At 69.8% G+C, this 12,366-nt stretch carries 14 protein-coding genes; 6 read left to right on the forward strand and 8 right to left on the reverse strand.

Features of this window, described 5'->3' with window-relative positions; genetic code table 11:
• A partial coding sequence (locus ON34_RS08730) for a biotin/lipoyl-containing protein (RefSeq protein WP_040776692.1) occupies positions 1-779 on the reverse strand: 779 nt, incomplete at its 3' end.
• Positions 780-1,039: 260 nt separating this feature from the next.
• Between ON34_RS08730 and ON34_RS08735 the strand changes: the two genes are divergently transcribed.
• Positions 1,040-1,402 carry a hypothetical protein gene (locus ON34_RS08735; RefSeq protein ID WP_040776934.1) on the forward strand — a complete coding sequence of 121 codons (363 nt, stop codon included), beginning with the start codon at positions 1,040-1,042 and terminating at the stop codon, positions 1,400-1,402.
• A gap of 159 nt (positions 1,403-1,561) precedes the next feature.
• On the opposite strand, the gene ON34_RS08740 is transcribed toward ON34_RS08735, so the two are convergent.
• Positions 1,562-3,073, reverse strand: a complete 1,512-nt coding sequence (locus tag ON34_RS08740; RefSeq protein WP_040776695.1) for a leucyl aminopeptidase — start codon at positions 3,071-3,073, stop codon at positions 1,562-1,564.
• Positions 3,074-3,082: 9 nt separating this feature from the next.
• Positions 3,083-3,886, reverse strand: a complete 804-nt coding sequence (locus tag ON34_RS08745; protein ID WP_040776698.1) for a TetR/AcrR family transcriptional regulator — start codon at positions 3,884-3,886, stop codon at positions 3,083-3,085.
• Between the two features lie 110 nt (positions 3,887-3,996).
• Here ON34_RS08745 and ON34_RS08750 point away from each other — a divergent pair, with 110 nt between their 5' ends.
• From ON34_RS08750 to ON34_RS08760, 3 genes are all read left to right on the forward strand, one after another.
• Complete coding sequence (locus tag ON34_RS08750; RefSeq protein ID WP_040776700.1) at positions 3,997-4,602, forward strand: GNAT family N-acetyltransferase; 606 nt, start codon at positions 3,997-3,999, stop codon at positions 4,600-4,602.
• 22 nt (positions 4,603-4,624) lie between these two features.
• Positions 4,625-5,725, forward strand: coding sequence for a glycine cleavage system aminomethyltransferase GcvT (gene gcvT, locus ON34_RS08755; RefSeq protein WP_040776704.1), 1,101 nt, complete (start codon positions 4,625-4,627; stop codon positions 5,723-5,725).
• Between the two features lie 238 nt (positions 5,726-5,963).
• On the forward strand, positions 5,964-7,061 hold the full coding sequence (locus ON34_RS08760; protein WP_040776707.1) for a branched-chain amino acid aminotransferase: 1,098 nt from the start codon (positions 5,964-5,966) through the stop codon (positions 7,059-7,061).
• 1 nt (position 7,062) lies between these two features.
• Here ON34_RS08760 and ON34_RS08765 read toward each other — a convergent pair whose 3' ends face one another.
• Entirely contained in the window at positions 7,063-7,776 is a 714-nt protein-coding gene (locus ON34_RS08765; protein ID WP_040776710.1) for an MBL fold metallo-hydrolase, read from the reverse strand.
• 236 nt (positions 7,777-8,012) lie between these two features.
• Here ON34_RS08765 and ON34_RS08770 point away from each other — a divergent pair, with 236 nt between their 5' ends.
• Entirely contained in the window at positions 8,013-8,441 is a 429-nt protein-coding gene (locus ON34_RS08770) for a hypothetical protein (protein WP_040776712.1), read from the forward strand.
• Positions 8,442-8,749: 308 nt separating this feature from the next.
• Here the strand turns inward: ON34_RS08770 and ON34_RS37460 are convergent, their stop codons facing one another.
• Entirely contained in the window at positions 8,750-8,878 is a 129-nt protein-coding gene (locus ON34_RS37460; RefSeq protein WP_245547948.1) for an Rv1535 domain-containing protein, read from the reverse strand.
• Positions 8,879-8,941: 63 nt separating this feature from the next.
• Between ON34_RS37460 and ON34_RS08775 the strand changes: the two genes are divergently transcribed.
• Entirely contained in the window at positions 8,942-9,208 is a 267-nt protein-coding gene (locus ON34_RS08775) for a hypothetical protein (RefSeq protein WP_040776715.1), read from the forward strand.
• 57 nt (positions 9,209-9,265) lie between these two features.
• Here the strand turns inward: ON34_RS08775 and ON34_RS08780 are convergent, their stop codons facing one another.
• The 3 genes from ON34_RS08780 to ON34_RS08790 form a co-directional block, all read right to left on the reverse strand.
• Complete coding sequence (locus tag ON34_RS08780; protein ID WP_040776718.1) at positions 9,266-10,009, reverse strand: adenosylcobinamide-GDP ribazoletransferase; 744 nt, start codon at positions 10,007-10,009, stop codon at positions 9,266-9,268.
• A 262-nt stretch (positions 10,010-10,271) separates the two neighbouring features.
• Complete coding sequence (gene cobT / locus ON34_RS08785) at positions 10,272-11,351, reverse strand: nicotinate-nucleotide--dimethylbenzimidazole phosphoribosyltransferase (protein WP_040776720.1); 1,080 nt, start codon at positions 11,349-11,351, stop codon at positions 10,272-10,274.
• 77 nt (positions 11,352-11,428) lie between these two features.
• Positions 11,429-12,322 (reverse strand): helix-turn-helix transcriptional regulator, encoded by an 894-nt coding sequence (locus tag ON34_RS08790; protein ID WP_040776722.1) that lies wholly within the window; start codon positions 12,320-12,322, stop codon positions 11,429-11,431.
• Positions 12,323-12,366 lie beyond the last annotated feature (44 nt).

Consider the following 12,366-nt stretch of genomic DNA (forward strand, 5'->3'; position numbering starts at 1 on the left):
GCGGCAGGTGCCGGAGCGGGCGCAGGCGCCGGAGCCGGAGCCGGAGCCGGAGCGGGCGCCGGAGCCGGGGCCGGAGCAGCAGCAGCCGGGGCCGGAGCGGGTTCGGGCTTCGGGGCCGGAGCGGGTTCGGGCTTCGGAGCGGGGGCCGGGGCGGCAGCCGCCGGAGCGCCGCTGCCGATCACGCCGAGCTGACCACCGACCGGAACCACGTCGTCTTCCTGCGCGCTGATCTCCAGCAGGGTGCCCGCGACCGGCGACGGGATCTCGGTGTCGACCTTGTCGGTGGAGACCTCGAGCAGCGGCTCGTCGACGGCGACCTCGTCACCGACCGACTTCAGCCAGCGGGTCACGGTGCCCTCGGTGACGGACTCGCCGAGCTCGGGCATCTTCACCGGAGTGCCCTCGGCGGGCGCGGCGGCAGCGGCGGGGGCGGCCTGAGGTTCGGGGGCAGGCGCTTCCTGCGTGGGGGCGGGCGCCTCCTGCGGGGCGGCGGGAGCCGCGGCCTCCGGAGCGGGCGCGGGCGCGGCCGACGCCGCCTCACCGGGCTCGCTGATCACACCGAGTTCGCCGCCGACCTCGACCACGTCGTCTTCCTGCGCGACGATCTTCGACAGCACACCGGCCGCGGGGGACGGGATTTCGGTGTCGACCTTGTCGGTGGAGACTTCGAGCAGCGGCTCGTCGACCTCGACCGTGTCTCCTTCCTGCTTCAGCCACCTGGTCACCGTTCCCTCGGTGACGCTCTCACCAAGAGCGGGCATCTGGACGGAGAAGGCCATGTCCGTTGACTCCTCTGACTGCTCGACGGGGTTCTACAACAGTTGATCTCGCTGCGGACTCCCGGCGCTGGTCGCGCCGGGGGTCCGGAAGCCACCGATCATTGTGCGTGGCACCGGAGATCCGTGTGGTTCTTGTACCGCGGTCCATCCTTGCACTCGCTCGCAAGCCATGTAGCACAGGGCGGCGTACTGCGCGGAGCTGGCAGTATGGGAAGACCGGCGGTGAACATTCTCCGGTGCAGGAAAGGAGGTCGGCGTCGTTGAGTTTGCTGGATCGTTTCCGCAGCGGCGCGACCCGGGGTGGTGGCACTCTACGTGGGGGTTCGGTGCGCGGGGAGGACGCCCGCTACCTGGCCGACTGGGTGCGCACGCACGTGGGCGTCGAAGGCTACGTCGAGCCGAAGACCACGGTGACCGATGTCACAGTCGTCCTTATTGCCGCTGATGGTGAATGGACGCGCCGGATCGTCGGCGAGCGTGGGGCACAGCGGCTTGCCAAGGATTTGCACATTCCCGTGTACGACGTGCGCAAGACGGGATATCCGCAGCGGATGCGCGACTACGACGCCCGCAAGCGGGTGGAGCGGAGGCGGGCGCTCGAGCGGGATCTGTACGACCTCTGAGTGCTCGAGCCGTCCCTTACGCCCGATTTTCGTAAGTAATTTTCCGGGACCGAGCACGAGCTCGACCGGTTCGACCGACGATCACGGCGTTGCCATAGGGAGAGCTCGCCGACGGGCGAAGTGCGTCGTCCGGAGTCGCCCGGACGACGCACCGCGACGTCACTCCGCGGCGATGGACTCCAGCACCGCGATGAGCGTGCGGACCGGGACGCCGGTGCCGCCCTTGCCGATGTAGCCGAACGGGCCGCCGGTGTTGTACGCCGGACCGGCGACATCGAGATGGGCCCACTGCACGTCCTCGGGGACGAACTCCTTCAGGAACAGCGCGGCCGAGAGCATGCCGCCCCAGCGGTGCGGCGTCACATTGGCCAGGTCGGCGATCTTGGAGTTCAGATCCGCGCGAAGCTCGCTGGGAAGCGGCATGGCCCAGCCGTTCTCGCCGACATCGCGGGAGATGCGGGCGACCCGGTCGCGGAAGTCGTCGGTGCCCATCACGCCGGGTGTGCGTGTGCCGAGCGCGACCATCTGCGCGCCGGTCAGCGTGGCCACGTCGATCAGGTAGTCGGGCTCGTCCTCGCTCGCGCGCACGATCGCGTCGGCCAGGATCAGGCGGCCCTCGGCGTCGGTGTTGAGCACCTCGACGGTGGTGCCGCCGTACTGGGTGAGCACGTCGCCGGGGCGTTGTGCGGTGGCCGACGGCATGTTCTCGGCCATCGGCACCGTCGCGATGACGGTGATCGGCAGGCTGAGCCGGGCGGCGAGCAGCGTCGTGGCGATCACGGCCGCCGCACCGGCCATGTCGGAGGTCATGTTCTCCATGTTCTGCGCGGGCTTGATGGAGATGCCGCCGGTGTCGAAGGTGATGCCCTTGCCGACCAGCGCGACCTTCTTCGTCCCGCCCGCGTAGGTGATCCGGATCAGTCGCGGCGGCCGCGAGGAGCCCTTGCCGACCCCGAGCACGCCGCCGTAACCGCCTGCTTCCAGGGCTTTCTCATCCAGCACCTCGACGGTGAGCCCGGCGGCCTCGGCGAGCTCCCTGGCGCGGGAGGCGAACTCGGCGGGGAACAGGTGGCTGGGCGGGGTGTTCACGAAATCCCGTGCGGTGGCGACGGCTTCGGCGGTGACCTGCGCGTGGAACAGCGTCTCCTCACCGAATCCCGGCTCCGGCACCAGGAGCTCGACGCGGGCCACGGGCCGCTCGTCCGGCTTGGGCGCGGACTTGTCCGACCGGAACGGCGTGAACGAGTAGGCGCCCAGGTAGAAGCCCTCCGCCGCGGCGCCGAGATCGAGGCCGGACAGCGTGGTCACGACCAGTTCGGTGCCGGACAGCGCACGCGCGGCGACACCGGCGGAGCGGCGGATCTGCTCGGCGTCGAGTTTGTCGGCGGCGCCGAGGCCGACGGCCAGGACGCTGGACACCCCGTCCAGCCCGGCCGGGGCGGGAATGCGAGTGAGCTCCTCGGCCTTGCCCTTCGCCCCCACCGCGCCGAGCTGGTCGAGCAGTTCCGCGCGGACCTCGGCGGTGAGCACGTCGCCGAACAGGTCCTCGGGCACGATGGCGGGGCCGTTCTCCGAAGAGGTCAACCCGACGACGAGCACATCGGTGTCCGCGCCGATGGTCTCGGTGCGTGCCAGTTCCGGTCCGAGCGAGCGATCTGCAACAGCGGTCATTGGCACAGGCTATTCGGTCGATTCCAGATGGCGCACCGCGACGCCGTCGAGTAGCAAATCCACCGAGGTGGCGAGCAGGTCGTCGAAGTCCATGTCGAAGCCGGAGTTCTCGTCGCCGAAGAAACGATGCAGGACCGGACGGACCGCGGGATCGAGCAGCTCGGCCGAGTCGTGGCGCAACGCGGACCCGGCGGCGTGGCGGGGATCACCGAAACGGTCGACACGCTCCGAGCTCCACAGCAGCGCGAGTCCCTGGACCAGGCCCGACAGTGCGAGATAGATCGCGAAGACGGTCCGCCGGTCCAGGTCGGCGCGGTCGAGTGCGGCGAAGTTTCGTTCCAGGATGTCCAGCAGCGCGGGGCTCAGCGGCGGACGAGTGCGCGCCAGCAGCGGCAACATCCACGGGTGCGCGCGGTAGAGGCGCCATTCCTCGTGCGCTTCGTGCCGCAACCGGCGACGCCAGCCGCGGCACTGCGGCCCCGGCGGCGGGATCTCGTTCAGCACCAGCTCCGCCATGCTAGCCAGCAGCGCTTCCCGGTCGGGGAAGTGACGGTAGAGGCTGGCGGTCGCGACACCGAGCGCACTGGCCAGGCGGCGCATGGTGAGGCCATCGATGCCGTCCCGGTCGGCCAGTTCGACAGCGGCGCGGGCGATGCCGACCTTGGTGAGCCGGGTCGGGCGGGTCGCGCGGCGGACCGGGACGGACGCGCGGCGGGCACGGTAGGCGCGGGCCTGACAGGACCGGGAGCAGTACCTGCGCCGACGGCCGCGGGCAGGCTGGGCGAGTTCGCCGCGGCAGATGGCGCACGTCATGACGGCTCCCGTTTCGACACACGAACAGGTGTGACGAAATACTAGCAAGGCACCTATGGCCTGCATAAATTTGCAGGCACAACACGATGTTCACATCGAAAGGGGCGGCAATGGAGATCACCGTTCGGCAGGCGACCGTCACCGACCGGGACGCGCTCATCGAGGCGTTCGGCGCGGCCAGCGCGGACGAGGTGGTGACGGCCTGGGTGCTGGAGGGGGAACCCGACGCGAGCGTCCGGACCGATTTCGTGCCGGGGTTGATCGACCGCGCGTTGTGGGAGGACGAGATCTGGGTGGCGGGCGCGGGGGAGGAGATCTGGTCGGTCTCGATCTGGCAGCACGTCACGTCGGCCCAGCGGTTCGCCGACGAGGCCGCCGAGATGCGGGCGAGCGCCGAGCAGGCTCCGGGCATGCGGGTGCTGGAGCGCGTCGCGTACCTGACCGACTTGCTCGCCAGGGAACATCCGCGCGAGTTTCCGCACCGGTACCTGCAAGTGATCGTCACGGTGCCGGAACATCGTGGCAAAGGGGCGGGTGCGGCGATCCTCGCCGATCGGTTGAAAACGGCGTCCGAAGCGTCGGTCCCGGCATTCCTGGAAGCGAGCACGCAACGATCCGCTCGCCTGTACAGCCGGTGCGGGTTCGCTCCAACCGGAACGACGCACACGCTCCCCGAGAACGGTCCGACCCTCATCCCGATGTGGTTTCGCCCTTAGCGACTCCGGATAAGCTCGGCTGGTGACCGAGACGAGCCTGCTGCGAGGACCCATTCATACCGTGCACGTCGAATTGGGTGCCACCTTCGCGCCGTTCGGCGGCTGGGAGATGCCGGTGTCCTATGCGGGGACGGTGACCGAGCATCAGGCGGTCCGCACGACGGTCGGGCTGTTCGACGTCAGCCATCTGGGCAAGGCGACCGTGCGCGGGCCCGGCGCCGCGGCGTTCGTGAACTCCGCTTTCACCAACGATCTCGACCGAATCCGGCCGGGCAAGGCGCAGTACACGCTGTGCTGCGCGCCGGACGGGGGAGTGATCGACGACCTGATCGCCTACTACGTGAGCGACGACGAGATCTTCCTGGTGCCGAACGCGGCCAACACCGCCGCGGTGGTCGCGGAACTGCGGAAGGCCGCGCCCGAAGGCATCACCGTGACCGAGGAGCACCGCGACTACGCCGTGTTCGCCGTGCAGGGTCCGCGCTCGACCGAGGTACTGACCGCACTCGGGTTGCCCACCGACCTCGAGTACATGGCCTACGCCGACGCCGAATGGGACGCTCGCCCCGTCCGGGTGTGCCGCACCGGCTACACCGGCGAGCACGGCTACGAGCTGCTGCCGCGCTGGGACGACGCCGAACCGCTGTTCCGCGCCCTGGTCGACCAGGTGCGCGCCGCCGAGGGGCAGGTCGCCGGGCTCGGCGCCCGCGACACGCTGCGCACCGAGATGGGCTACCCGCTGCACGGGCACGAACTCTCCCTGGAGATCTCACCGGTGCAGGCGCGCTGCGGCTGGGCGGTCGGCTGGAAGAAGCCGGAGTTCTGGGGCAAAGCCGCTCTCGAGCAGGAGAAGTCGGCCGGTCCGCGCCGAATCCTGCTGGGACTGAAGGCACTCGACCGCGGCGTGCTGCGGCAGGGGCAGACGGTGTTGCGCGAGGGCGAGCCGGTCGGCGAAACCACCTCGGGCACCTTCTCGCCCACCCTCAAGGTCGGCATCGCCTTGGCCCTGCTCGACACGTCGGCGGCGATCGAGCCCGGCGCCGAGGTCGAGGTCGACGTCCGCGGCCGCCGCCTGCGCTGCGAAGTCGTCCGCCCACCCTTCGTGGACACCAAGACCAAATAGTCAGCGCCCGCGTGGCGGGGTCGCGCCTCGTGGACACGGCGGGCTGTGCGGCTCGTCGGAGGAACCGGTTGGCACCTGCCGCGTCAGCGCCGCCGGAGCGAAACCCTGCCACGCCGGGGGCCGACCGGCGGGCGGCGGTTGGGTCAGGTGAGCGCGGCGTGCGACCGGGACGCTGACCCAGGAAGTATCGCGTGGACCGTGGGTAGCTGGCCGAATCGGTCCGGATAGGATCGTCGGCATGACCGCTGCCGCACAGTTCACCCGTGTTCCGCATCCTGCGCCCGTTCCGGCGCAGCGGCGACAAGAGGTACTGGCGGCGCCCGGGTTCGGACGGTACTTCACCGATCACATGGTCTCCATCGATTACGTCGACGGCGCGTGGACGAACGCGCGCGTCGAGCCGTACGGCCCGCTGTCGTTGGATCCGGCGACGATGGTGTTCCATTACGGCCAGGCCATCTTCGAGGGACTCAAGGCCTACCGCCAGGGCGACGGCAGCGTCTCGTGCTTCCGCATCGACGCCAACGCGGCGCGTTTCCGTAGGTCGGCTCGTCGCATGGCGATGGCCGAGCTGCCCGACGAGCTGTTCATCGAGTCGGTGCGGCAACTGCTCGAGGTCGACCAGGAGTGGGTGCCCGCGGCGGGCGGCGAGGAATCGCTGTACCTGCGGCCGTTCATGTTCGCGACCGAAGCGGGCCTGGGCGTGAAACCCGCCGCCTCATACAAGTACCTGCTGCTGGGTTCCCCGGCGGGCGCGTACTTCCCGCGCGGCGTCAAGCCGGTGCGCGTGTGGCTGTCCACCGAATACGTGCGCGCCGCGCCGGGCGGCACGGGTGAGGCCAAGGTCGCGGGCAACTACGCCGCCTCGCTGCTGGCCCAGGCCGAAGCCTCCGCCAAGGGATGCGATCAGGTGGTGTGGCTGGACGCGTGCGAGCGCCGCTACGTCGAGGAGATGGGCACCAACAACCTGTTCTTCGTCTTCGGATCCGGCTCCGAGGCGCGCTTGGTCACCCCGGAGCTGTCCGGCTCGCTGCTGCCCGGCATCACCCGTGACTCGCTGCTGACCCTCGCCGCCGACTCCGGCTACCCGGTCGAGGAGCGCAAGATCTCCGTGGAGGAGTGGCGCAAGGGCGCCGAATCCGGTGAGATCACCGAGGTTTTCGCCTGCGGCACCGCCGCGGTGATCACTCCGGTCGGCTGGGTCCGTTCCGGTGAGGGCGAGTTCACCATCGGCGGCGGCGAGCCCGGCGAGGTCACCATGGCCCTGCGCGACACTCTCACCGGCATCCAGCGTGGCACTTTCGCCGATATCCACGGGTGGATGCGCCGGATGTGACTCAGCCCGGCATGAGCATGCGCCACTGCTCGAGGGTCTGCGGACGCATGACGTAGTTTTTGTCCCGGACAGTGGACAGCGCCGCGCTGGGTTCCTGCGAATACCAGTGGCCCGGGTAGACCACCGGGTCACCGGCGAGTCCGGCGAGGTAGCGCAGGCTGCGGAACATTTCGTCCGAGTCGCCGCCGGGGAAATCGGTGCGGCCGCAGCCGTCGACGAACAGGGTGTCGCCGGCGATCAGCCGGTTGTCGAACAGAAAGCATTGGCTGCCCGGCGTGTGCCCGGGCGTGTGTAGTAATTCGATGTCGAATGCGCCGACGGTCACCTTGTCACCGTGCTCGTGACCGGTCAGCTCGCTCTCGGCGATCCCGGTGACGCTGGCCACCCACGGCAGCTCTTTGGCGTTGACATGCACTGGGACACTTGTCTTTTCGAGTAGTTCGCGCACGCCGCGCAGGGTGAAGCCGAGCATCGTGCCGCCCACGTGGTCGGGGTGGTGGTGGGTGGCGAGCACTCCGCTCAGCCGCAGTCCGTCTCCTTCGGCGATGTCCACCAGGTCGCCCGCGGCGTAGGCCGGATCGACCACAACGCATTCGCCCGTCTCCCGATCGCCGATCAAGTACGCGAAGTTGCGCATCTGCGTCGCGATCGGATCGCCCACGGCGTAGTCGCGTCCCGACAACAGCTGGCGAAAATACAGGCGCTCAGAAGACATACAGCACACCTTATTGCCCGACCCAGACGCTTCGCGCGCCGCGGCCGGAAAAATTCCAGTGGCGCGAACTCCGGTCGGCGTCGCCGTCGACCAGGTCCTCGCGACCGGCCCGGGCTGCACCCGGATGATTGCCAGGAGTTGTCCAACTGAAACCGCTCCACCTCACATAGCCCTGTATCGGGGGTAAACTCCGGTTTGCCAGTAAGTGTCTGAACTGTGAACGCAACGGAGTGGCTATGAACATTTCCGAAGGCGCGGTACACGCGATCACCTGGACAGCCGACGCGACGACGGCCGCGGCCGGTGCCGTGGGCGGCGCCGCCGTCAACGGCGTGATCGGCGGCATGCGGGGCGCCGCGACCGGCGTGCAGAACGGGCTGCGCAGAGGCAGCCATTCGACACCGGCGGCCGCGCTGACCTTGGCGGCGATCGGCGCCGCGGGTTTGGTGGACTGGCCGGTGCTGCTGGGCGTCGGAGGCGCCGCCCTGGTGGTCCGGCAGCTCGGTCAGCGGTCGGGCAGGCACTCGGCGCCCGACGCTGCCGGTCGTCCCGGACAGCTCGAGCCGGGTCAGGAAGCAGACCAGACGCCCCGCCAAGGCGACGAAGGCGTGACCGCCGCGGATAAGAGCGCGGCCCGGCCTTCCCCGAGCAAGTCTCAGCCGTAGACGTGGACCTGAGCCGACTGGTACGGATTTACGCGGCCATGCACCTACGGGCCGTCGGCACGGGTGTTGCCGTAGTTACTGCCGCGTGTGCAGGCCTGGCGACCATGCCGGTGCGCACGATGCCTGCCGCCCGCGCTAGCGGGGCGATCACCGAGGCCGCGTGGGGGGCCGCTCGGCTCGCTGTTTGTGCTCGGCGCGCTCATCAGCACGCCGGGGACGAGTCAACCGCCGGGTCAGGTCGGTTGGTGGCGGGCGTTACCGGCCACCGCTGCGCGTCTGTTCGCTGCGCGCGGTCGGCAACGCGATGGTCAGTCGACGATCTCGATGATCCCCAGGCGCCACAGCACCGCGTACACCTCGCGCAACGGCACGGTCAGCACCTGTGTCAGCGCGTCCGTCAGCGGATCCGAGCCTTTGCCTGCACCAGTTGTCGTCACGCTCGACACCGTGCTGGCCCCAAGCGTCGAAATCTCGAATACATCATGACCGGGAGGCAACAAATGGCCGAAAAATCGCAAACCAGCCACCGCAATGCCGTCGAGCGGGTGCTGGCTGCGCAGGGTTTCGCGGTAGAGCTGCCGGTGGTCGGCCGGGTCCGCGTCCCTCGGCCCGAGCACTTGGCGTACTACGGTGCGCTCGGCGCGCTGGCCGCGGCGGAGATCATCGAATGGCCCGTGGCGCTGGCTCTCGCGGCCGGTCACTGGCTGGCGGAGGATCACCACAATCGCGTCGCCCAGGAAATCGGCGAAGCCCTCGAAGAGGTCTAGCGCAGCACCCTCCTCGGCCCATCCGGTCGGCCCGGAGCGTTCCACCGGCTCCGGGGACTAGACGGCAAGGGACAGCACTGCGGCGGTGAGCGCCACTGTGGTTTCGATGACGGCGCCGAGGACGTCACCGGAGAGCCCGCCGAGGCGCCGGGCGCAGTGGCGGACGAGGATGGCCGAGGCGGCAAGCGCGACGGCAACGGCGACGGGACCGAGCCACGGGCGGTTCGGCACAGCCAGGACCGCCGATGCCACCGCGGCCACCGACCAGCCTGCCGAGGCGAGTGCGGATTGGGTATTCGCGACCAGGACGCCGAACGCGGTGCCGGGAGCCGCGGCGATACCCCGGCAGGCGAGTACGACGGCGACGCGGCCGGTCGCCACGGCGATGGCCACCGCGAACCAGCGGCCCGCGTCGGCCAGAGCCGCGAACGAAAACGCTTGCACCCCAATGGCGAACACGATTCCCGCGACACCGAACGGTCCGGCCCCGCCGCTCTTCATGATCTGCCTGGCCCGCTCGGGCGGCCCGTAACTGCCGAGCCCGTCCATGGTGTCGCCGAGCCCGTCGAGATGCATGCCCCTCGTAACCAACGCCAGCGCACCGACCACCAGCAAACCAGCCAGCGAAGCGGTCGCACCGGCCCACGTCAGCACCCAGAGCAGCCCCGCTGCCCCCGCCCCGAGCAGCACACCCACCACCGGCGCCAACAGAATCGCACGCCCCGCCGCCCTATCGATATCATCCGGCCCACGCACCGGCAGCACCGTGAGCCACGAAACCGCCAGCCGCACCCCATTCACGCCGACCCTCCTATCGGCCGCCGCCCGTCGAGTGGCACACGGCTGCGGCAAAACGCGAGTAGGCACCTCCGTGGTGTGCCACTCGTGGAACCGCAGACCTTCCCGTCCGCGAGGTCTGGTGGCATTTCGGGGCGAGGGGCGAACCGCAACCCACGGCGAGACGCTGACCGAGCGTGCGCGGGCCGGTGGTCCCGCGCTCGCTGTCGGCGAGTGGAGGCCGCACTCGGGTTCGGCGAGTGGGTTTCGCTGGCGTGGGAGGGGTTCACTTGCGCAGGTTCGGCGCGGGGGCGGCCGGTTCCTGGTCGGAGGTGCTGACACCGGCTTCGGCGAAGGTGGACATGTCGGCGAGGGTTGCCACGGCCGCGCGGAGGATGGGCAGGGCGGTGAGGGCGCCGGAGCCTTCGCCGAGGCGCATGTTCAGATCGAGCAGGGGTTCCAGGCGCAGATGCCGGAGCGCGAGGGCATGCGCGGGCTCGGTGGAGCGGTGTCCCGCCAGCCACCAAGCGCTGGCGCCCGCGGCGAGGTCTTCGGCGACCATCGCCGCTGCCGTGACGACGACGCCGTCCAGAATGACCGGTGTGCGCCGGGTCGCTGCCTGCGCGAGGAAAGCGGCCATCGCCGCGAAGTCGGCTCCCGCCGCGACGCGGAGCAGTTCCACCGGCTCCTTCACCACCGGGCGGGCGCGGCGCATCGCGTCGCGAATGGCGGCGACCTTGCGGATCCATCCGGCGTCGTCGACTCCGGTGCCGCGGCCGACCGCGGCCACCGGTTCGGTGTTGGTGAGGGTGGCGATGAGCACGGTGGCCGGGGTGGTGTTGCCGATGCCCATGTCGCCCGCGATCAGCAGGTCGGCGCCCGCGTCGATCTCCTCGTCGGCGATGGCCCGGCCAGCGGCGATGGCGGACCGGACTTCCTCGTCGGTGAGCGCGTCCTCGCGGTCGATCGCCCCGCTGGAGCGGCGCACCTTGTGCTTCGACACCTGCGGGTCGGTGTCGGCGTCGACGGAGATGTCCGCGACCCGCACCGTCGCACCCGCCACGGCCGCGAGCGCGTTCACCGCGGCGCCGCCACCCAGGAAGTTCGCCACCATCTGCGCGGTGACCTCACTCGGATACGCCGACACTCCGTGCCGCGCGATGCCATGATCCCCGGCGAACACCACGACACGGGCGCGCTCGAACTGCTTCGGCGGACACGCGCCCTGGCACGCCGCGACCCAGTTGCCGAGCTGCTCCAAACGGCCCAGCGCCTCAGCGGGTTTGGTCAGCTGCGCCTGCCGCTGCTCGGCGGCCGCACGAAAGTGTGCGTCCGGAGGCGCTACCGGTCCGAATCCGTGCGTCACTATCGAGCCTTTCCGGTCATGGCGGTCCCCGCCGACTACGCCGCCCAATCTTGCCATTGCCGGTTGCGCCGCCTCGGTCAGTTCCCTTCGCCGAGTGCTCGGGATATGGCGGGTTGACGCCAGCGGCGCGGCGGGGTGCCGTGTGTACGCCGGAACAGTCTGGTGAAGTAGCCGGGGTCGGGTATGCCGACACGGCGTGCCACCTCCCCGACCGGCAGGTCGGTGGCGATCAACAGTTGGCGTGCGTGTGTCATGCGGCGTTCGGTGATCCACTCCTGGACCGTGCGACCGGTGCGGCGGCGCACGACGGTGGTCAGATGACCCGGCGTCATGCCCACCGCCTGAGCCACATCGCGCAACGACAGCGGTTCGGTGTGCCGCTTGTCGATCACGTCGAATACCTCGGCCAGCAACGGCTCGCCGCTGCGCCGCAGATCGCCCACCACGTCGGCAGCCACCCGCGCGAGGTCGATCAGGAGCAGCGTCAGATGCGCCAGCGCCGCCTGCCGGTAGCCCTCCTGCCGCGCGGCCAGCTCGGTTTCGATGGCCGCGATCGCGCTGTCCCACGACCCTCGACGCTCCGGCGGCACCACCAGTCGCAGCAGCCCGCCGGATGATCCGTGCCGGAACGGGAACAACAGCGGATGGGTCTGCCAGGTGGGCCATGGTGCTCGCTGCGCGCCGCCGAGCGCGGCGGGATCGAAGAACACCCCGGCGGTCCCCGCGGGCACATCATGTCCGGCTGGGTCGATCACCTGATCTGCCGCCACCACGTACACGACACCCGTGTGTGGCACATACATCAGCACCGGGAAGTCGTGAATGTGCGGGCGGACATCGCCGAGCGGGCTATCCCGGCCGACCCGCAGCACCGAGACCGGCGGTGTAACCGGGTCGGTCCGATAGTCGAACACCGGTACACCGCGGCGCTGCCGCACCAGGCGGGTGGCCTCGGAGACACGATGGGCCATGGCACCGAAAATAGTCCTATTCTCGCCAATAATCGACTGAATAT

This window comes from Nocardia pneumoniae NBRC 100136 (genome assembly GCF_000308755.1).
GTDB lineage: Bacteria > Actinomycetota > Actinomycetes > Mycobacteriales > Mycobacteriaceae > Nocardia > Nocardia pneumoniae.

Excerpts from the sequence above, each read along its gene's own strand:
- ON34_RS08740 (WP_040776695.1), bottom strand. The coding sequence starts at position 3,073 with ATGACCGCTGTTGCAGATCGCTCGCTCGGACCGGAACTGGCACGCACC.
- ON34_RS08745 (WP_040776698.1), bottom strand. The coding sequence starts at position 3,886 with ATGACGTGCGCCATCTGCCGCGGCGAACTCGCCCAGCCTGCCCGCGGC.
- ON34_RS08750 (WP_040776700.1), top strand. The coding sequence starts at position 3,997 with ATGGAGATCACCGTTCGGCAGGCGACCGTCACCGACCGGGACGCGCTC.
- ON34_RS08760 (WP_040776707.1), top strand. The coding sequence starts at position 5,964 with ATGACCGCTGCCGCACAGTTCACCCGTGTTCCGCATCCTGCGCCCGTT.
- ON34_RS08765 (WP_040776710.1), bottom strand. The coding sequence starts at position 7,776 with ATGTCTTCTGAGCGCCTGTATTTTCGCCAGCTGTTGTCGGGACGCGAC.
- ON34_RS08770 (WP_040776712.1), top strand. The coding sequence starts at position 8,013 with ATGAACATTTCCGAAGGCGCGGTACACGCGATCACCTGGACAGCCGAC.
- ON34_RS08775 (WP_040776715.1), top strand. The coding sequence starts at position 8,942 with ATGGCCGAAAAATCGCAAACCAGCCACCGCAATGCCGTCGAGCGGGTG.
- ON34_RS08790 (WP_040776722.1), bottom strand. The coding sequence starts at position 12,322 with ATGGCCCATCGTGTCTCCGAGGCCACCCGCCTGGTGCGGCAGCGCCGC.